Below are 20,371 nucleotides of genomic sequence, written 5' to 3' on the forward strand. Positions count from 1 at the left end.
CCATTACGGAGTGGGTATGTCTTTTTGTCGTCTGTTCGGAAGCACCGTCTTGTTTCTTGTCCTAGGCTGCGGCCTAGCTGGCGGCGTGTCTGCCCAGGAGGCGCCAACCGCCGACACCTATACGCTGAAGCTGCCGGCGGGCGACCCGGCTGCCGCCAGCGAGCAGAACGGCAACGTGCAGTTCATCGGCACCGCCACGGTCCTGATCCGCTACCGCGGCCTGACCATCATGACCGACCCGAATTTCCTGCACAAGGGCGAGCACGTGCATCTTGGTTACGGCCTGACTTCGCAGCGGCGCACGAATCCCGCCATCGACTTCGACAAGCTGCCCCCGATCGACCTGGTGATCCTGTCGCACATGCACGACGACCATTTCGACAAGCTGGTCCAGGAAAAGCTGCCGCGCAATACGCCGATCGTCACCAACAAGGAGGCCAGCGAAGCGCTCAAGCGCCTCGGTTTCACCCAGCGCTTTGCCCTGAGCGTCTGGGACCGGCTCGAGGTGACCAAGGGCGAGGCGCGCGTGCGCATCACCGCCGCCCCCGGGCGCCACGGCGCGGCCGGCGTCTCGGTGCTGCTGCCGAAGGTGATGGGCAGCGTGCTCGATTTCGGCGCCAATGCCGACGCGCCAGACTACCGCATGTACATCAGCGGCGATACCCTGGTCTACGACGACATCCAGACCATCCCGCAGCGCTTCCCGGGCATCGACCTGGCGCTGCTGCACCTGGGCGGCACCCGCATCCTGGGCGTGTTCAAGGTGACCATGGACGGCAAGGACGGCGTGCAGATGCTGCAGATCATCCGTCCGAAAAAGGCGATCCCGATCCACTACGACGACTACGACGTGTTCAAGTCGCCGCTGGCCGATTTCGCGCGCGAAGTAAAGGCGGCCGGGCTGGAGGAGGGCGTCGTCTACCTGAAGCACGGCGAAAGCTATACCTTCACACCGCGCCAGCGCTGAGCGCCGGGCCGGTCACTGGCCCAGCAGGCTGCCGCCGACCGGCGATTGCGGGTCGATGGTCGACAGTTCGGTGTCGTATTCATGCGGCATCACCACCGGCACCTGCAGGCAGATGCTTTTCGTCGGCAGCACGGTTTCCCAGGCCCGCACGAGTTCGCGATAGGCCACGCCCACGGGCCGGATCTTGCGGTCGAGGTCGAACAGGCCGAGGGCGTTCACATTACCGTTGTCTTCGCGCAGGGCAGTGTCCCAGTCGACCTGGTCGGTCAGCGAATACCAGGTGAAGCCGATCAGCGGGACGCCGTTGTTGCGCACCCGCAGCACGTTGGCCCATTCCTTCTTCAGCCAGTACACGGCTTCGTCGCCAGCCGGACCCTGGCACAGGTTGGTTTCCGTATGCATCACAGGCAGGCGGTAGCGGTTGTAGTACTGGTGGGTAATGACCGCATAGCCGAAGATCTCGCCGGCCGCGCGTGTCATGCCGTCGGCCGAGACATAGTGCTCGTTGGTCTGGTAATAGTCGTTCCCCATGATGCAGTGGTGCTTCAGGTTGTGCTGGAGGAAGAAATGATATTCCTCGCGCGACATCCCGTTATCCAGCAGGTACTCGTACATCTCGGAGTCGACGCGCCGCCCATAGTTCAGGTCGAGCGCGAGGAAGCGGCGCGCATTGTTGAGCTCGGCCGGACCGATGGCATCCGGCGCCTCGGCGTGGAAGTATTCGGTAGACTCGCTCTGGATGAACAGGGCGTCCGGGCGCACCTTCAGGATCGCGTGCATGGCCAGGATGTTCGCCTTCACCACGTGCTTGATGGCGGTCACGAAGGCGGCGTCGGTGCGCATCTGCTCGTTCCACCAGCCGTACAGGGTCGAGAACACGGCGCAGATCCACATCTCGTTGATCGGCGTGTACATCTGCACCCAGGGATAGCGGCGTGCAAAGGCGCTGGCATAGGCCGCGAACAGTTCCGGGAAGTCGGGGTTCTGGAAGTTGCCGATCCAGTCGGGCACGCCGAAGTGGCACAGGTCGACGATCGGCGCAATGTTCCGGCGCCGCAGGTTGTTGAAGGTGAGGTCGGCGAATTCCCAGTCGTAGCGCTCGGGGCCGAGATAGCAGCGGTGCAGCGGCGGACCGTAGCGCAGCACGCGCAGGCCGAGTTCCTGCACCAGGTCGAAGTCGAGCTTCCAGTGCTTGTAGTGGCCGCATTTCTCGAGTTCGTCCATCCGGGTGCGGCCACCGTTGATGGTGGGATTGCTGTTCTCGATGCCTGTCGCGAAAATGAAACCTGGGTGCATGCAGCTCCTCCTTCGTCGCCAATCTGCTTCCAGTATTGTCCACGCAGCCATGGAATGCTAGCGTGCGCAGTGTTCCTTAAGTAAACGTTAAGCTGTGAGCTCATCCATACCGCCGCCGCGCATGACCCACTCCGCCACTGCACCCCGCGCTTCGGATCGCGCCAACCGCCGCATGCTGGCCGGCCTCGGGCTGTCGCTGCTCGTGCATGGCTTGATCCTGGCTATCCAGTTCGGCGTGCCGGGCATGGAGGCGGGAAGTGCGGGGCCGATCATGGTCACGCTGGCGCCCCCGGCGCCGCTGCCTGCCGCCGAGGACTTGCCGGCGCCCGTGTCCACGTCTCCTGTCACTCCGGCGCCTGAATCTCCGGTTGTTCCTGCGCTGGCATCTCCCGTCGATATGACGCCGCTGCCGGTGCCGCCGCTTGCCGCGGTACAGGCGCCGCGGCCGCCGTCTTCCGGTTTCCAGCTGCGCGATCCGGTACCGCTGGCGCCGCCGCCGGCGCCGGCCAAGCCGGTACGGCAAGCGGCAAAGCGGCGCCGTCCCCGTCCTGGTCCGCCGCCCTTGCAGCCGGGCCTGGAGACGCCGGTCATCGCCCAACTCGACGACGCCGATTCCGTATTCAGGCTGCCGCCTCCCGAGCTGGTCCCGGACGATCCGCCCGATCCGGCGCTTGATTCGGCACCTGAGCTGGCCCAGGCCGAGCCCGACACGGAGGCGACCGCCCAGGACGACCCGCCTGCCATCGATACGCATGCTGTGGACGAGGCCCTGGCGCGCGAGGGGGAGGCAGAGCGCATGGCCGCCGAGGAAGCGCAGCGCCTGGCGCGTGAAGAGGAGGAACGACTTGCCGCGGCGCGCCTGGCGGCCGAGCAGGAGACACGGCTTGCCGACGAGCGCAGGATCGAAGAGGAGCGCCGTCAGGATCGCCTGCGGGCGGAGCAGGAGGCACAGCGCCAGCGCGCCGACGAAGAACGCCGCCTGGCGCAGGCGCGCGCGGCCGAGGACAGCGCACGTGCCGCCGCCGAGCAAAGCCTGGCGCAGGCGCAGCGCGAGCGGGAAGTGATCGAGGCACGCGAGCGCCAGTTGGCTGCGCAGCGCGAGCAGGAGGCCGCGTCGCGCGCGCTTGCCGAACAGCAGGCGCTGGCCGAGCGGCAGCGCGCGGAAGCACTGCAACGCGAGCGTGCACTCGCGCAGCAACGCGAGGAAGAACAGCAACGTCAGCGTGCGCTGACGCAGCAGCGTGAGGCAGAACAGCAGCGCGAGCGTGCATTGGCCCAGCAGCGCGAGGAAGCACAGCAGCGCGAGCTGGCCCGGCAACACCTCGACGACGAGCGGCGCGCACGCGAGGCCGCGCTTGCCAGCGCGCGCCGTGCCGCCGAGCAGGAAGCCGAGCGCCTGGCGCTGGAACGCCGCCAGCAAGCCGACGCCACGCGCCGCCTGGCCGAACAGCAGGCGCGGCAGCGGGAAGAAGAGGCGGCACACCGCGCCGAGCAGCTTGCCCAGCAACGAATGCAGGAACAGATGCAGGCGCAGCAGGCGGAACAGGCCGAGCGCCAGCGTGCCCTCGAGGATGCGCGCCGCGAAGCCGGACGGACGGCACTGGCAGGCCGCGCCGGCCAGCCCGGCGCCGGCAGCGCCTTCGATCCCGGCCCGGACGCCGGCCCCGGGCGCGGCAATGGCGCCGGCGGTGCCGGCAATTCCGGCGCCGTCCCGCGCGGCATGCTCGGCAGCGATCTCGCCCTGCGTGCGCGCGAGATGATGCGCGGTATCGATATCCCGGCCAATCCGCCGGCAGCCCTGCGCGCGGCGCGCGAGGCTGCGCGCCGTGTCGCCGTCGCCGCAGACGAACGGGACGTTCCGGTGCGCATGTATGTCGACAGCTTCCGCCAGAAAATCGAACGCACCGCCGCGCAGATCCAGATGCGCGTGGCGGCGGCGCCGGCGCGCTACGACCCGCTGGTCAGCGTGGCGGTGCGCAGCGACGGCAGCGTCGACGAGGTCGTCATCCTGCGCTCGAGCGGACGCCCCGATATCGACGAGGCGATACGCCGCATCGTGCACCTGAATGCGCGCTACGCCGCGTTTCCGCCGAACGTGGCGGCGCGCTTCGATGTCATCGAGATCCGCCGCATCTGGACCTTCGCCGAGACCCTGAAGCTGCTCGAAGAGGTGCGCTGAGGCGCCGAAGCCCGTATGCGCAGCGCATTCGGGCGCCGGCGCACGGCCCCGCGCGCTACCTGAGCCTGCCGTTTGATTTGCAGCAAAGCTGCCTGTGGTGGACGCCTTACGCTGACTTGGTCAGCCAGACAAGGCGCTTCATTTTCATAGGCAAGCTCATGAATTTACCAACAGAAATTTTGCGTCTGCGCATTTTTGGCGCAGGCCGTACGTGCACGTTTGCGCGCGTCCCCGCGTTCGCTTCCGCGTCTGTCCCTGCGCGCGCGCTGGCCCTCGCACTGGTCCTGGCGCTGAGCGGCTGCACCGGAGGGCCACGCTTCCACTCCGAAGCCGGCGGCGCCGAAGCGGCGCCGCCAACCGAACTGATTACCGAGCAGCTGATCGCCGCCGAGCAGCAGGCCTACGCCGCGCGCGGCAACCAGGACCTGTCGAAGCTGCTGGTGGCGCACCCGCCGCCCTATACCATCGGCCGCGGCGACATTCTCTCGATCGTGGTCTGGGACCATCCCGAACTGGCCGCCGGCGGCATGACCGCCGCCACGGCTTCTGCGGACGCCGCGGTGGCCGTCGCCGGCGCCACCGCCAACGCGCAGCAGCCCGGCTTCGTGGTCGATCACCAGGGCCGCATCCAGTTTCCCTTCGCCGGCCTGCTGCCGGTCGAGGGCCTGACCGAGGAGCAGGCGCGCGCGCTACTGACGCAGAAGATCGCCAAGTACATCGCCAATCCCAATATCACGCTGCGCGTGCAGGCCTACCGCAGCAAGCGCGTCTACATCGACGGCGAGGTCAAGTCGCCCGGCCTGCAGGCCATCAACGACATTCCCATGACCCTGGTGGAAGCACTGAACCGTGCCGGCGGCCTGCTGCCCACGGCCGACCAGAGCCGCATCGCCCTCGAACGCGGCGACCTGCGCTACAGCATCAACCTGCGCGAACTGGTGCAGAAGGGCATCAATCCCGGCAACGTCATGCTGGCGCCGGGCGACGTGGTGCGCGTGCATTCGCGCGACGAAAGCAAGGTCTTCGTGTCGGGCGAGGTCGTCACCCCGCGCGCGCTCACCATGCACAACGGCCGCCTCACGCTCAACGAGGCGCTCGGCGAGACCGGCGGGGTGAGTCCCCTGAGCGGCGACGCGCGCCAGATCTACGTGGTGCGCAAGACGCCCGAGCGCACCCGCGTGTTCCAGCTCGACGCGCGCGTCACCGGCTCGCTGGCGATGGCCGAATCCTTCGAACTGCGGCCGAAGGACGTGGTGTACGTGGCCGCTTCGCCGCTGGCCAACTGGAACCGCCACCTGAGCCTGCTCTTCCCGGGCGCGCTGACGAATGCGGTCGGCGTCAGCACCCGGCCCTGACGGCAGTCGGCGCCTTATCGGGGAACACTCGACGCATACGGAGAACACCATGACCAAACCCGCCGACAACCATTCGCTGGCCCACGTCACCCACAGCCCGCCGATCCTGAGCGTGCCCTTCGATCCGCGGCCGACGGTGAGCGCGACCGACGAGCCGACCGTCGACTTGAAAGGGCACTTCAACACCCTGTACGACAGCCGCTGGCTGATCGGCGGCATCACCGCCCTGATCACGCTGCTGGCCGTGCTGTACGCGCTGGTCGCCAAGCCGGTGTACGAAGCCAACCTGATGATCCACGTCGAGGAAGAAAGCCCGAACGCCTCGAAGAACATCCTGAGCGAAGCCTCGTCGCTGTTCGAGACCAAGAAGGCGGCGATCGCCGAAATGGAGCTGCTGCGGTCGCGCATGGTCGTGTCGCAGGCGGTCGACAATCTCCAGCTCTACATCGAGGTGCAGCCGAAGTATTTCCCGGTGGTCGGCTACTGGTTCGCCACCCAGAACAATGGCGCGCTGGCCACGCCCGGCCTGTTCGGCTATGGCGGCTATGTCTGGGGCGGCGAAAAGGCCGAGGTCTCGGTGTTCGACGTGCCCGAATCCTGGCTCAACCGCGAATTCACCCTGACCGCGCGCGGCGTCAACCGCTATCACTTTTCCGGCGGCGGCCAGCGCGTCGCTTTCGAAGGCACGGTCGGCCAGCGCTACCGCGTGCCCACGCCCGACGGCACCGTCGAGATCAAGGTCGACCGCATGAATGCCAACCCCGGCGCGCGCTTCCGCCTGAAGCGCAAGTCGCGCCTCGGCACCATCCAGGCGATCCAGACCGCGATGGTGATCACCGAGCAGGGCAAGCAGTCCGGCGTGATCGAGGTCAAGCTGCAGGGGGAGAATGCCAAGCGCATCAATGCCTTGCTGAGCGAGATCGGGCGCGAATACATGCGCCAGAACCTGGCGCGCAAGACCGAGGAAGCCGAGAAGTCGCTCGCTTTCCTGAACAAGCAATTGCCCATCCTGAAGCGCCAGCTCGAGCAGTCCGAAGACCGCTACAACCAGTTCCGCAATTCGCACGGCACCGTCGACCTGCGCGAGGAAGCGCGCGTCAGCCTGGCCCAGGCCACCGCGGCGCGCGCGCGGCGCATCGAGCTGACGCAGAAGAAGACCGAGCTGCTGGCGCGCTTCACCGAAGACCATCCGATCGTCGCCGCCGTCAACCGCCAGCGCAAGGAAGTCGACGCCGAAATCGAGGCGATCGCCGCGCGCATCCGCACGCTGCCCGTGCTCGAGCAGGACGAGGCGCGCCTGACGCGCGACATCAAGGTGAACACCGACCTGTACACGGCCCTGTCGAACACGGCCCAGCAGCTGCGCCTGATTTCCGTTGGCCGCGTCAGCAACGTGCGCCTGGTCGACGCGCCGATCGCACCCGAGCGTCCGCTCAAGCCGAACCGTCCGCTGATCGTGGCCCTGGCCGTGATCACCGGGCTGTTCCTCGGCACGCTGCTCGCCTTTGCGCGCAAGGCCATGAAGGGCGGCATCGACGACCCGCAGAAGATCGAGCAGCTGCTCAATGCCCGGGTCGTCTACGCCACCATCCCGCACAGCGGCAACCAGGACAAGCTGCTGCGCAAGGCGCGCGGCGATGGCGGCGCCCTGCCGCTGCTGGCCCAGATCCTGCCGGAAGATCCGGCTGTCGAGAGCCTGCGCAGCTTCCGCGCCGCGCTGCTATTCGCCATGCCCCACTTCAAGAACAACATCGTGATGTTTGCCGGGCCGACGCGCGACATCGGCAAGTCCTTCGTCGCGGCCAACTTCGCCGCCGTGATGGCCGCCAGCGGCAAGCGCGTGCTGCTGATCGACGCCGACCTGCGCAATGGCCACCTGCACCGCTACTTCGGCGTTGCCCGCGAGCGCGGCCTGTCGCGCTCGATCATCGGCTCGATGCCGGTCGAGGACATCATCCACCACGACGTCATGGAAAACCTCGACTTCATTCCGACCGGAGAATTGCCGCCGAACCGTTCGGAATTCCTGCTGCACCTGAACTTCGGTGCCTTGCTCGAGTCCGTCAGCAAGCAATACGACCTGGTGCTGCTCGACCCGCCGCCGCTGCTGGCCGTGGCCGACGCCCTGATCATCGGCGCGCATGCCGGCGCCGTCTTTATCGTGGCGCGCGCCGGCATCACCACCGAAGGGCAGATCAACGAGTCGGTCAAGCGCCTCAATCACGCCGGGATTGCACCGCAAGGGGTGCTGTTCAACGACATGGCCCTGCGCCTCGGCGCCAGCGCTGCCCAGTACGGCGCGGCGACGGCGCAGATCGGCTACGTGGCCTGATCCGGAGGGGCGCAGCGCCTGCGCCCCGCGTGGGCGCGCTTGGCGCCGCATCGCGGCTTTCCGAGCGTTTCGATTACTGCTCCCATGCGGCGCTTGCCGCCGTCGCCGTGCCTTGTCGCGGTTCTCTGCAGCCAGGACGGCGCTGCGGCGCATTGTCCGTCCGAGCCATCCGGTGCGATCCGGCGCCATGCGGCGCCTTTCTGTGCCAGTCAGATACTAGATGCCAGGTGCCGGAGCGACGGGTAGCCACAGGCCGCTCTTCATGTGCCCCAGGCTGCGACGGCGCGATCCATCTCTTCGTACTAAACGAATCCTTGCTGTGGCCTACGCGTACTGTGGCGCGGTTCATGCGCCCGGTTCGCGGCATCGCGTTGAGCGGCAGGTTTGCGGACCCCGTCTGGCACACCGGCGCTTGCTTGCCGGATAAGGGACTTCAAGGAGAAGAGGAGCGAAAGGCGCCGGCCGGATAGACAGGGGCCGGCCGGATAAGCAGGGGCGTGGGAGGAGCTGGCGCTGCTGGCTGATGCAGCCAGCCGCGCCGGGCCGGCTGACTGGTGTAACCAGCCACGCCAACCGGACTAGCGGTGGCACCAGACATGCCAACCCGGCTAGCCGTGGCACCAGCCATGCCAAACCGGCTAGCCGTGGCACCAGTCACGCCGGCCCGGCTGGCCGATGTGACCAGCCGGGCCGACCCCAGCCGGGAGATGCGAAAACCAGTGCGCCTGCCCGGGGACAAGGCGCACCGGCCAACCGATGTTTATTTAGGGAAGAGCATGGGCTTGGCCACCGGCTTGCCTTGCGGCTGCAGCAGCAGGCGCTTGACCAGGCGGCGTACCCGGTAGGTATTGCGCTCGAACACCAGGTAGGAGAGCCAGGCCGACAGCATCAGGATGCCGAGTACACCGAAGTAGATCGCGAAATCGGCGGCGCTGCCGGGGTCGAGTTTTTCGCGGCCGAACTGCGTCAGGCCGATGTGCTGAACCAGGTCGATCACCGGCACGTGCAGCACGTACAGGGTGAAGGAGAATTCGGACAATTGCTTGCCGATGGTGCCGAGGCGGCGCAGGAAGGCCGAGTTGCGGTCGATCGGTGCGTGCATCGAGGCCAGTAGGAGCACGATCGGGATCGTGCAGATCAGGTCCTGGCCGAAGGACTCGGGCAGGATGTCGTCGTTGACACCGGTGAGCCGGTAGTACACCGACACGGCCATGGCCACCGCGAGCACGGCGATGCGGGTCCAGAAGCCGCAGTCGATGCGGATGCGCGAGAAGGCGGCGCCCAGCAGCCAGATGCCGAAGTAGAGCGTCATCACGTAGGGCAGGAAGGCCACGGTCAGCGCCAGCGCGGCGGCAGCGGCAAGCGGACGCAGGATGCCGCGGCCGGTGAACACCAGCACCAGCAGCGGAAACTGGATGTAGTACCAGGTTTCGTTGGCCAGGCTCCAGAGCGGATAATTGCCGCCGAACTTGTCCACCAAAATGGTCTGCAGGCCGAGCAGGTTGCCGACGAAGGCGGCGGCCGAGAATTCGTCGGACGCGCCCAGCCCGGCCGGCTCGGGCGCGATGGTGCCGATCACCAGGCCGATGCCGAGCATCATGACCAGCATCGGCAGCAGCACGGTCCAGAGCCGGGTCACGCGGTCGATCGCGTAGGAGCGCAGGGCCTGGGGCTTGCCGATCTTGTCGAGCAGGCTGCCGCCCACCAGCCAGCCGCTGATCAGGAAGAAGACCATCACCGCCTGGTGCGCGAAGCCGGTGAAGAAGGCCAGGGCCATGTAGGCCAGGCCGGGCTCTTCCAGCCCGCGCAGGCCGGGGTAGATTTCGGCGCGCAGGTGGGCTGCCGCAACCTGTAGCGAGGCGAGGCCGCGCAGCAGGTTCATCAACAGCGACTGCATGGCGTTTTCGTTCAGCTGGCTCTGTCGCAGACAGTGGAAGCTTGCAATGGACATGATAATTCTCCTCGATAGAAGTGCGGCTTAAAGGTGCGGCGCAAGACGGGGGCGGCTCAGCTGCAGCTGTCCCAGGGAAATGGGCGCGCATTGCCCGACAGGGCGAGGGCGACCTTGATCATCCAGTACCCGACCTGCGCCCTTTGCATGGCCCAGGCCACGCCGGCAAAGGCGAGCAGCGCGCAAACGAGTCCCGCAGCCGGGCGCGCGGCCGGCGCCGGCCCGGCGAGCTGGATGGCGGCCAGGCTGGCGCCGCAGCCGACCAGCCAGCCGGCCCAGGCTTCCGACGGGCTGTGCTCGCCGGCGAGCACCAGCAGGTACGCCGCTGCCGCGCCAAGCGCGATGCCGGCCGCGGCGCCGGCACGGCGCAGCCGCACGCCCGCGTGCCGCAGCAGCAGGTAGAACAGGGTTGGGAACACCACGCTGACGCCGGCCGCATGGCCGCTCGGCGCCTTGAAATCCAGGGCCGGCACGCCGGTGCCCCAGCCGAGGAAGGCCAGCTTGGCGGCGCCGACCGTGCCCAGCGCCAGCGCGAACAGGCAGGCCCAGGCGGCGCCGGCGCGCCAGTCGCGTGCGCCGAGCAGCCCGGCCGCCATCGCGGCGGCGAGCGGCAGCGTCAGCGTCAGGTCGCCGAGTTCGAAAATGGGGGGCCAGGACATTGCGCACCCGTCAATGTGCAAGCGCGCCCAGCGTACGGAAGATGATGCGCACGTCGCCCCAGAAGCTGCGTTCGCGGACGTAGCGGGCGTAATACTCGAGCTTGGTCGGCAGGATGGTCTCGATGTAGGCGCGCTCGGGGTCGGCCGCCTGGCCGAGGATGCTGCTTTCGTCCTTGTACAGGATGGCGGCGAGGTCGGTCACGCCGGGTTGGACCGACAGGACCAGGTCACGCAGGTCGGGCGGATAGCAGGCGACGTAGCGCGGCACTTCCGGACGCGGCCCGACCAGGCTCATCGAGCCGCCGACGACGTTGAACAGTTGCGGCAGTTCGTCGAGCTTGTACTTGCGCAGCACGTGGCCGGCGCGCGTGATGCGTGGATCGCGCCCGACGGTCAGCTGGCGCCGCGGGTCGGTTGCGGCGGCCATGGTGCGGAACTTCAGGATCTCGAACAGCTGGCCGCCACGCCCGACGCGCAACTGCCGGAACAGTACCGGCCCGGGCGAATCGAACTTTACCCACAGCGCGATCGCGGCCAGTAGCGGCAGCAGGAGCAGCACGCCCAGCGCTGCGGCCGTCAGGTCGAAGGCGCGCTTCATCATGACAGCAGCTTCTGCAGCGCCGCGATGACGCGGTCCTGGTCGGCGTCGAGCATGCGCGTGTACAGCGGCAGGGTCAGCATGGCGCCATAGGCGGCCTCGGCGGCCGGGAAGCGGGCCGGGTCCGAGGCGCAGTTGTCGCGCCAGTAAGGCTGGCGGTGCAGCGGAATGAAGTGCACGCTGGTGCCGATGCCCATTTGCGACAGGCGCAGGATGAGTTCGTCGCGGCCCAGCGGCGCCCCGGCGCGCAGGCGCACGACGTACAGGTGCCAGGCATGGGTGCTGTCGCCGGAAGGGCGCGGCGGCAGGAGCAGGGGCAGGCCGGCCAGGGCCGCGTCGTAGCGCGCTGCCAGGTGCTCGCGCCGCGCCAGGAAGCGGTCGATCTTGCGCAGCTGTTCCAGGCCGATCGCCGAGGCGATGTCGGTCAGGTTGTACTTGAAGCCGGCGGCCACGACTTCGTAGAACCAGGCCGGCGTCTTGGAGACATAGCGGTCGAAGGCATCCTGGCTGATGCCGTGCAGGCGCATCAGGCGGATGCGGCGCGCCAGGTCGGGGTCGCGCGCGATCACCATCCCGCCTTCGCCGGTGGTCATGGTCTTGTTGGCGTAGAAGCTGAAGACGGTGATGTCGCTGTCGAGGGTGCCGACCAGGCGGCCCCGGTAGCGGGTCGGGAAGGCGTGGGCCGCATCCTCGACCACGCGCAGGCCGTTGGCGCGCGCAATCGCCAGCAGTTCGTACATGGCGCAGGCCATGCCGGCATAGTGGACCGGGACGATGGCGCGCGTGCGCGGCGTGATCGCCGCCTCGACGGCCCGCGGGCACAGGTTCAGGGTGGCCGGATCGGCGTCGACCAGCACCGGTTGCGCACCCAGGTAGCGCACCACCTCGGCGGTGGCGGTGAAGGTGAGGGTGGGCACGATGACTTCGTCGCCGGGACCGATGCCGAGCGCTTCCAGCGCCAGGTGCAGGCCGGCGGTGGCCGAGTTGACGGAAATGGCCTGGACCCCGCCACCCAGGTAGGCGGCAAACGCCGCCTCGAAGCGACGGGTCGCCGGGCCGGTGGTGACCCAGCCGGAGCGCAGGCACTCGACCACGGCCGCGATTTCCTCTTCGCCGATGTCGGGTAGGGCAAACGGGAGGAAGGGCGCCGCAGTGGCGCTTCCGGCGTCGGGTGCGGCGCCGGCGGCCGATCCGGGCGAGGTAGAGGCGGCCTGCGCGGCCGGCGTCGCCGGCACCGTGGGCGCACCGGCTGCACCGGCCGAAGCGGGCGCCATGGACGCGGCGGGCATGGGGGGCGTAAGGGTGGCGATGGAAGCGGCGGGCGCATCGGTGCCGGCTCCGGCAAGCTGGTGATCATCCATGTTGTGGGTCTCCTGCGCAGGCGGTCAAGAAGCGTTGTCCGAGGACGGGATAGGTGAGGTGGGCGAGGGCGTGGCGCTGGCCGCGCAGGCCCATGGCTTCGCGCTCGGCCGGGGCGGTTTCCATCAGCGCCTCGATGGCGGCGGCCAGGGCTTGCGGGTCTTCGGGCGCGACAGTGAGGCCGCAGCCGGCCTCGGCCACTGGGTCGTTGCCGGCTTCGACCGCGTGCACCACCGGGCGCGCCGCCATCATGTAGTCGATCAGCTTGTTCGGCGCGATGCCGAAACGGTACAGGGGCTGGCGCTTCCAGCCGATGTAGGCAAGGTCGAAGCGGCGCAGCAGGGCCGGCACCTGCTGCTTCGGCACCGGGTCGAGGAAGTAAATGTTGTCGAGCGCCAGGGTGCGGGCGCGCAGGCGCAGGCGCTGCTTGTCGGGGCCGCCGCCGGCCAGTACGAAGGCGACGCGCCGGTGGCGCAGCAGCGAAGCGGCTTCGACCAGGGTGTCGAGGGCGTTCGCGATGCCGTGGGTGCCGGCGTAGCCGACGATGCAGTCGTTCGAGGCGCGCAGCGCCGCCAGCAGTTTATCGGTCGCGGGCGCCAGGGCCGCACTGTCCGCCAGCCATTCGGCCGGATCGGCGCCGTTCGGCACGATGTGCAGCTTGTGCGGCGCCATGCCGTGCGCTTCCAGGTGCTCGCGCACCTTGGGCAGGATCGAGACGATGGCGTCGGCATGGCGGCAGGCGTAGTTCTCGGCCGCCTGCAGCAGCATGATGAAGGGGTGCCAGCGCGAGTAGCCGCCCAGCTCCATCGGCGATAGCGGCCACAAATCGTGCAGCTCGAACAGCAGGCGCGCACCGGCCCGGCGGGCGATGCGGCGGGCCGGCCAGATGTCGAGCGGATAGGTGCTGGAAGCGATGACGATGTCCGGCTGCACCTCGCGTGCGAGGGCGCGTCCTTCGCGCAGCAGGCGCCAGACGAAACTGGCCATGTTGCGCACCCGCGCCGCGCCGTTGCCCTGGTAGGAAGGGGTGGCGAACCAGGTGTAGTCGACGCCCTCGATGGTCTGGTCGAGCCGTGCGCGCCCGTCCATTTCCGGCGCCTGGGCGCGGATGTGCGAGGTCGAGGACGCGACAATGCGCACGCGGTGCCCGAGCCGCACCCACTCGCGTGCCAGGTAGTAGGGGCGGTACTCCATGCCGTGGCGTACCGAGCCCGCGTAATGGTTGATCAGCAGGATATTCAGGCGCGCCATGCGATCTCCTCTGCCAGGCGGCGGACGTTGCAGCGGGTGTTCTCGATCCAGTTGGTTTCCCATTGCACCGGGTGGGTCAGGAAGCAGATGCGCTCATGCCGCTCGATGGCGTCGAAGGGCGACATCGGGTAGTAGAACTGCGGGTAGGAGCGGTCGCTGATGTACATATTGAAATGGCGCAGCAACTCGTTGTCGTAGGATTCGCACTCGATGCCGCAGCGGCGCCGCAGCTCGGGGTCGCGCAGCAGCTCGTGGTTGATGACATTCAGGCGGCGGTTGGCGAAATCGCCGTGGCTGGCGACGGTGACCATCTGCAGGCCGAGCCGTTCGCCGATGCTGTTGAAGTTGCGCACGAAGAGTTCACGGATTTCCGGAAAGCGCTGGCGGATCAGCTTGGCGCAGCGAATGCGGTGGCGCTTGGCGAAGTCCGCCACTTCCTCGTAGTGGTAGCTGGCTTCGCCGCCGGCGGCCTCGATTTCGCGCATGAAGCCGAAATCCAGGGTACTGAGCCGGAAGTAATAGCTGGCGCTGACGCCATGCCGGGTCTCCAGGTCGAACATCTTGCGCGCCGTGCGGACATCGCTGTCGATGTCGTGCCGGTGCACCAGGATCCTGGCCGGCGCCGACCCCGGCACCCCGCCGTCTGCCGCCACGAGCTGGCGGAAGAAGCTGCGCACGGTTATCTGTGCATAACCGCGGTCGCGCGCCTCGCGCAGCAGGGCGCCGTATTCGCCCAGCCTGGTCGGCATGAAATAGTCGGCATACAGCCGATTCAGGAGACTGATCATTGCAATGTGTACCTGGCGCGATAGGGGCGGAAACCGAGGATTTTTTTGAATGTCTGCAAACCTGGCTGGGCGCCGAAAAAGGTGTCGTACATCAGGTAGCGCGCGCGGCCCTGGGAAATTAATTGCTCGACGATATCGACCACCATCATGTGCATGATGCCGTCGTTGTTGCGGATGCCGATCAGCTGGGAAAACGAGGAGAAATTACCGTAATGGCCGAGATTCGCATAAGCGACCAGGCGATTGTCGGAATTGAAGACGCCGTAATAGCTGAAATGCGCAAGCGTATCGAATGCCGTGGATTTTTCGCGGTATTTCGCGTCCATCGGCCGGCCCTGGCGTTCCTCCAGCGAGGTATTGACCGCGTAGATGTCGTCGATATACGCATTGCGGTCGATGTGGCGCAGCTGGTAGCCGCGTGCGCGGGCGCGCCGTGCATGGTGGGCGCCGGCGTTTTTCCCCTTGATGGATTCCAGGTAGTGTTCCTGCGTGCCCAGGCTGCCGAGGTCGAGCAGGGCGGCGCCGATGGTTTTATTCCGGATGACTTTATAGCGCGGATGCGGTTTCGTGTAATAACGGTAGGTGGTGCGGATATCCGTAGGATGAATTGCCGAGTCGAAATGCAGATGGGCCACGGGGAGCCGGATAATATCGGACAGCAGGCGGTAATGGCGCAGGATGGAATTCATGGTGTCGGCTCGGCAGTTTAATAAGACAATAAATCCGGTCGGTAAATTGTTCTTTGAAGCTGATTAAATCTGCGTGTGGAATGCGCAATTAAAAAACACAATGATTTTCTGAATGGAAAATATCGCCGCCGCCGGAGATATGGCATGGCGATTCCATGGAGTTCCGGCGCGTCATGAGAAATCACACCGTTTCATAAAACGCGATCAGCTTTTCGGATTCGTGCAGCCAGTTGTAATGCTGCTCCACGGCGCGCCGGCCGTTCTCGCCCATGCGCGCTGCCAGTTCCGGGTGCTGGACCAGGTGGTCGATGGCGGCCGCGATCGCCGCCGGGTCGCCCGGGTCGACGCAGACGCCGCAACCGTGCCTGTCGATGATGCTGCGCCACAGGGGAAAGCGCGAGGCGATCACCGGGATACCCGAAGCCATGTATTCGAACATCTTCACCGGCAGCGCATCGAGGTAGTTCAGCACCGGATGCAGGGTCACCAGCCCGGCCATCGCGCCGCGCATCACGCGGTTCACGCCCACCCGCCCCAGGTGGCCGTGGGCGATGACCTTGTCCCAGCCCGGATAGCCGCGCACCTCGGCTTCGAGCTCGGCTTCGGCGAACTGCCCGGCCAGCGCCAGGCGTGCGTTCGAGCGCAGCAGCGCGCAGGCGCGCACCAGTTCGCGGATGCCGCGGATGGCCGAGATGCTGCCTACATAGCAGACCTGGGCCGGCTTGTTGCGCCAGTCGGCGGCGACATCGAATTCGCTCACCAGCGGATAGTTGTTGACGTCGACCGAACGCGGATTGATGGGCACGAACTTGTCGCGGATAGTCGGGGTGGCGGCGATCACGCCATCGAAGCGGCTGCAGGCGAAGCGCTGGTAGGCGCCGAAGGACTGCGACAGCAGGCGCGCCGACGTCTTGCCGAGATAGGGTTTCGCCAGCAGCTGCGATGGCACGTCTTCGTGCGAATCGAAGATCACTTTCTTGCCAAGGCGCTTCAGGCTGAGGCCGACGGGGATCAGTTCGGGATCGTGCAATTGATAGACGTCGGCGTCGAGGGCGAGCGCGGCGTCGCGCACGCGGCGGGTGGTGCGCAGCATGCGGTTCACGCGTCCGGGCAGGCGCCCGACGTCGACCACGCGCACGCCGTCGGCGCGTTCCGGACCGGCCCCGTCGGCCACCACGAGGCTCACGTCATGTCCATGCGCCGCCAGGCTACGACATTGCTTGATGAAGATGCGGGTGTCGTGGCGCGGGTGGGCGGAGGTCAGGTGTGCGATTTTTCGCATATTTCCTCTCGTAGAAGTAGCGGGAGCTGGCGCCCAGCGTGGCGCCGATCAGCATGTCGGTGAAGTAGTGCGAGGTAATGAGCAGCAGGACGGTGACGCAGGCCATGGAAAAGCCGAGCAGGAAGATGCCGCAGTGGCGTGGGGCAAAGTATTCGCGGATGAACATCGGGATGATGGGCACGATCGTCACCAGGCTGAGGTAGGCGATGCCGAAGAAACCGAGGTCAACCCAGGCCGAGAGCACGTTGTGCGAGTAGTAGCCGGGCTTGTAGCTGGCGTAGTCGCCGAGCAGGGGATGGGCCAGGATGGTCTGCACTGCGTGCACGGTCAGGTAGTGGCGCTTGTTGGCCGAGGTCGAGTGCGACAGGTCGAGCAGCTCGAGGATGCGGTTGTCGGGCAGTGCGGCCAGGATGCGGTCGAAGTACAGATGGATCACGAAGAACAGGATCAGGCCGCAGAGGATGAAGTGCAGCTTGTGGCGCGAGTAATAGAATTCGATGATGGGAATCACGAACATCAGGGCCGCGAACTCGCTGCGCGCGGTGTTCACGAACAGGGTGGCGGCGCCGCCCGCATGCAGCAGCAGGCGCAGCGGCAGCGAGCGGGTGAACGCGACGACCGGCAGGAAGGTGATCAGGTAGGAGCGCGCGAAACCCTGGTAGGTGGCGAGCGCGTCGGCATCCTTGGCGATGCCCATGGCGCCGAGGTAGAACACCCCGTCCACCGAATAGGAAAAGGCGACCGCCGACATACCAGCCAGGCTGAGCAGCCCGACGATGCGGAAGGGACGGCCGGCAAAGTCGAGGAAGCTGGCGATCACGAACATGTTGAAGATGAACAGGCAGCCCAGGATGTGGTTGCCGACGATGGTGCGGTTCGCGCCCGCGGCCGCGTTCACGATGATGACGGCGGCGAAGTAGAGCAGGAACAGGCCCAGGTGCAGGTCGACCAGGTGGAAGCGGCGCGGGTCGCGTCGCATGCGCTTGATGTAGATCAGGGTGAGCGGCAGCGCGAACAGCACCGAGATCGGGGCGAAATAGCCGCCGAGGAAGGCGCCGGTGGTGCCTGTGCCGAGCAGGGTGTGATAGAAGAAAAATCCCGGGAACAGCAGGAAGAATGCCGCCAGCAGGATGGCCTGCTCGCGCCGCGAGGAAAGCGGACGCAAGTCCGAACGCAGGCGCGGGTGCAAAGCCGGGATGGCGGCGCGGATGTTCATGCTGTGGCCAGCCGGTTCTGGGAACACTGCCACGACATATGCAGGTAGACGAAATACAGCGAGGAATAGCCGATCGCGTACCAGAGCACGTTGTCGTGCAGCGAGCCGGGGATGACAAAGGCGCTGACCGTCATGACGAACAGGGTCAGCTGCCACCACAAATCGACGTTCTGCTTGCCGGTGACGAAGAACACATAGCTGAGCGGGCTGGCGACGAAGTTCAGGAAGTAGAGCGGGGCCAGGATCTGGGCCAGTTCGCCGGCTTCGCGCCAGGCCGGGCCGAATACCCAGGAGAACAGGTGCGGAGAAAACAGCAGCAGCACCAGCGAGGGCGCCAGACCCAGCAGCATCAGCACCTTGAAGGTGTAGCGGTAGGCCTGCTTGCAGTTGCCGACGGTCTGGAACTCGTGCACCGACTGGCGCTTGAACACTTCCAGCACCGAGGCCGCCAGCAGCGAGATCGGTGCGGCCAGCACGCGCTGGGTCAGGGCGTACAGACCGGCCGCCATGGCGCCATGGCGCATGCCGATCAGGAACAGCGGCAACTGGCCGACCAGGTTGTTGAGCAGGTTCGAGGGCAGGGCGTAGCGCCAGAAGTTCCGGTGCCGTACCAGGTAGGCGCGCGCTTCCGGGCCGAGCGTCCAGCCGATGCGCGCCGGAGGCGGTTGCAGGAAGTGGCGCGCCATCATCAGGCCCGTGAATAGGCCGATCAGTTGCCCGGCCAGCAGGGCCACGCCGCCGACGCCGACGAACAGCAAAATCAATTGCGACACGGCGATGGTGCCGGCGCCCCAGACCTTGGCGCGCGCCGCCTTGCCGAAGGCATTGTGCGAGGTGGCATAGGCGAGCGTGGTCTGCATGTTGGCGGTCAGCCAGGTGCCGACGCCGACGGTGAGCAGGGCCGGCCAGGTGAGCTGGTGGATCGCCGGCACGTCGACCAGGTGGGCGCCGACGGTGAGCGCGGTGACGATCACCGCGGTGATGGTGGCCGCGTACAGCACCACGCCGAAGCAGGTGCGCTGCTGCTCGGTGTCGTGGTCGAGGATCATCGCCGTTTCCATGCGCAGCGTGGCGCCGATGGCCGTGACCGCCACGATCGCCAGCCACAGGCTGAAGGCGCCCATGTCGGCCGGCGTGCACAGGCGCGTGATCAGCGGCGCCGCCAGCAGGGGCAGGGCCTGGGCGCCGAGCGCGCCGCCCAGCACCGTCATCACGTGCTTCCAGAAGGTCGGCGGATGCAGCTTCATGCTGTGGCGGCGCTCGCTGTGACGGTGGATGCCGCGGGGGCCGCGTCAGAAGCCGCAGCGGACGTCGGAACCGGAATGCGCAGCGACTGCAGCAGGGTCTGGGCCACGCGGCGCGTGCCGGCGTCGTCGAGGTAGGGGCCCATCGGCAGGCTGAGCACGCGTGCGGCCATGCCGCTGGCGACCGGGCAGGCGTCGGCGCTGGACAGGTGGGCATAGGCCGGCTGCAGGTGCATCGGCACCGGGTAGTGGACGGCGGTGGGAATCCCGGCCGCCTGCAGCTGGGCCTGGACGCGCTCGCGTTCCTCGACCACCACCGTGTACTGGGCATGCGCGCTGCTGCGGTCGCGCGCCTGGCCCACCAGCTGCACGCGGCCCGAGAGCAGGGCCTCGTAGCCGTCGGCCACGCGCTGGCGCTGGGCCAGCTCCCAGTCGAAGCGATCGAGCTTGGCCAGCACGATCGCGCATTGCAGGGTGTCCATGCGCCCGCCGACGCCGACGCGGGTGTGCACGTAGCGGCGCGACTGGCCGTGCACGCGGATTTCGCGCGCGGCGGCGGCGATCGCGTCGTCGCTGGTGAACAGGGCGCCGCCGTCGCCGTAGCAGCCCAGCGGCTTGCTCGGGAAGAAACTGGTGCAGCCGACCGTCGACAGATTGCAGCTCTGGCGCCCGCGGTAGGTGGCGCCGAAGCTTTGGGCGGCGTCCTCGATCACGGCCAGGCCGTGGCGGGTGGCGATGGCGTTGATTTCGTCCATGTCGGCCGGCTGGCCATACAGCGACACCGGCATGATGGCGCGCGTGCGCGGCGTGATCCGTTCTTCGATCAGGCCGGGGGCGATGTTGCAGGTGGCCGGATCGATGTCGACGAACACCGGCGTGGCGCCGAGCAGCACGATGACCTCGGCGGTGGCGATGAAGGAGAAGGGCGTGGTGATGACTTCGTCGCCGGGACGGATGCCGAGCGCCATCAGCGCGATCAGCAAGGCCTCGGTGCCGGACGCCACCGTGATGCAGTGGCGTGCGCCGGTGTAGTCGGCCAGGCGCGCCTCGAGTTCGGCCACTTCAGGGCCGAGGATGTACTGGCCGTGGTCGAGCACGGCCTGGATGCGTGCGTTGATCGTTTCGCGCGAGGCGGCGTACTGAGCTTTCAGGTCGATGAATTCCATGGTGGTTCCGTTCTCGGTGTCGGGCTCGGTGTCGGGCTT

At 67.2% G+C, this 20,371-nt stretch carries 16 protein-coding genes; 4 read left to right on the forward strand and 12 right to left on the reverse strand.

What is annotated here, in order from left to right; genetic code table 11:
- Positions 1 to 85: 85 nt before the first annotated feature.
- Entirely contained in the window at positions 86 to 967 is an 882-nt protein-coding gene (locus tag LK540_RS00885; protein ID WP_229435097.1) for an MBL fold metallo-hydrolase, read from the forward strand.
- A gap of 12 nt (positions 968 to 979) precedes the next feature.
- On the opposite strand, the gene LK540_RS00890 is transcribed toward LK540_RS00885, so the two are convergent.
- The gene (locus tag LK540_RS00890; RefSeq protein WP_229435099.1) at positions 980 to 2,263 is read right to left on the reverse strand and encodes a family 1 glycosylhydrolase; all 1,284 of its coding nucleotides are present in this window, start codon (positions 2,261 to 2,263) and stop codon (positions 980 to 982) included.
- Positions 2,264 to 2,384: 121 nt separating this feature from the next.
- On the opposite strand from LK540_RS00890, the gene LK540_RS00895 reads away from it, so the two are divergent.
- The 3 genes from LK540_RS00895 to LK540_RS00905 all read left to right on the forward strand — a co-directional run bounded on the left by LK540_RS00895 (position 2,385) and on the right by LK540_RS00905 (position 8,129).
- Complete coding sequence (locus tag LK540_RS00895; protein WP_229435101.1) at positions 2,385 to 4,442, forward strand: energy transducer TonB; 2,058 nt, start codon at positions 2,385 to 2,387, stop codon at positions 4,440 to 4,442.
- A 158-nt stretch (positions 4,443 to 4,600) separates the two neighbouring features.
- Complete coding sequence (locus LK540_RS00900; RefSeq protein WP_229435103.1) at positions 4,601 to 5,797, forward strand: polysaccharide biosynthesis/export family protein; 1,197 nt, start codon at positions 4,601 to 4,603, stop codon at positions 5,795 to 5,797.
- A gap of 49 nt (positions 5,798 to 5,846) precedes the next feature.
- Positions 5,847 to 8,129, forward strand: coding sequence for a polysaccharide biosynthesis tyrosine autokinase (locus tag LK540_RS00905; RefSeq protein WP_229435105.1), 2,283 nt, complete (start codon positions 5,847 to 5,849; stop codon positions 8,127 to 8,129).
- Positions 8,130 to 8,889: 760 nt separating this feature from the next.
- Here LK540_RS00905 and LK540_RS00910 read toward each other — a convergent pair.
- The 11 genes from LK540_RS00910 to LK540_RS00960 all read right to left on the reverse strand — a co-directional run bounded on the left by LK540_RS00910 (position 8,890) and on the right by LK540_RS00960 (position 20,332).
- Entirely contained in the window at positions 8,890 to 10,080 is a 1,191-nt protein-coding gene (locus tag LK540_RS00910) for an acyltransferase (protein WP_229435107.1), read from the reverse strand.
- Positions 10,081 to 10,136: 56 nt separating this feature from the next.
- Positions 10,137 to 10,739, reverse strand: a complete 603-nt coding sequence (locus tag LK540_RS00915; RefSeq protein ID WP_229435109.1) for a phosphoesterase — start codon at positions 10,737 to 10,739, stop codon at positions 10,137 to 10,139.
- A 10-nt stretch (positions 10,740 to 10,749) separates the two neighbouring features.
- Positions 10,750 to 11,340 (reverse strand): sugar transferase, encoded by a 591-nt coding sequence (locus tag LK540_RS00920; protein ID WP_229435110.1) that lies wholly within the window; start codon positions 11,338 to 11,340, stop codon positions 10,750 to 10,752.
- On the reverse strand, positions 11,337 to 12,698 hold the full coding sequence (locus LK540_RS00925; protein WP_229435111.1) for a DegT/DnrJ/EryC1/StrS aminotransferase family protein: 1,362 nt from the start codon (positions 12,696 to 12,698) through the stop codon (positions 11,337 to 11,339). Before LK540_RS00925 ends, LK540_RS00920 begins: the two co-directional genes overlap by 4 nt.
- Entirely contained in the window at positions 12,691 to 13,947 is a 1,257-nt protein-coding gene (locus LK540_RS00930; protein WP_307729141.1) for a glycosyltransferase family 4 protein, read from the reverse strand. The genes LK540_RS00925 and LK540_RS00930 overlap by 8 nt, the downstream gene beginning before the upstream one ends.
- Entirely contained in the window at positions 13,935 to 14,735 is an 801-nt protein-coding gene (locus LK540_RS00935; protein ID WP_229435112.1) for a hypothetical protein, read from the reverse strand. Before LK540_RS00935 ends, LK540_RS00930 begins: the two co-directional genes overlap by 13 nt.
- Complete coding sequence (locus LK540_RS00940) at positions 14,732 to 15,424, reverse strand: hypothetical protein (RefSeq protein ID WP_229435113.1); 693 nt, start codon at positions 15,422 to 15,424, stop codon at positions 14,732 to 14,734. Before LK540_RS00940 ends, LK540_RS00935 begins: the two co-directional genes overlap by 4 nt.
- Positions 15,425 to 15,605: 181 nt before the next feature.
- Complete coding sequence (locus tag LK540_RS00945; RefSeq protein WP_229435114.1) at positions 15,606 to 16,706, reverse strand: glycosyltransferase family 4 protein; 1,101 nt, start codon at positions 16,704 to 16,706, stop codon at positions 15,606 to 15,608.
- Complete coding sequence (locus LK540_RS00950; protein ID WP_229435115.1) at positions 16,633 to 17,922, reverse strand: hypothetical protein; 1,290 nt, start codon at positions 17,920 to 17,922, stop codon at positions 16,633 to 16,635. Before LK540_RS00950 ends, LK540_RS00945 begins: the two co-directional genes overlap by 74 nt.
- On the reverse strand, positions 17,919 to 19,169 hold the full coding sequence (locus LK540_RS00955) for a lipopolysaccharide biosynthesis protein (RefSeq protein WP_229435116.1): 1,251 nt from the start codon (positions 19,167 to 19,169) through the stop codon (positions 17,919 to 17,921). Before LK540_RS00955 ends, LK540_RS00950 begins: the two co-directional genes overlap by 4 nt.
- Complete coding sequence (locus LK540_RS00960; protein WP_229435117.1) at positions 19,166 to 20,332, reverse strand: DegT/DnrJ/EryC1/StrS aminotransferase family protein; 1,167 nt, start codon at positions 20,330 to 20,332, stop codon at positions 19,166 to 19,168. Before LK540_RS00960 ends, LK540_RS00955 begins: the two co-directional genes overlap by 4 nt.
- Between the last annotated feature and the right edge of the window lie 39 nt (positions 20,333 to 20,371).

The sequence above is a fragment of the Massilia sp. IC2-278 genome (genome assembly GCF_020708045.1).
Taxonomy (GTDB): domain Bacteria; phylum Pseudomonadota; class Gammaproteobacteria; order Burkholderiales; family Burkholderiaceae_D; genus Telluria.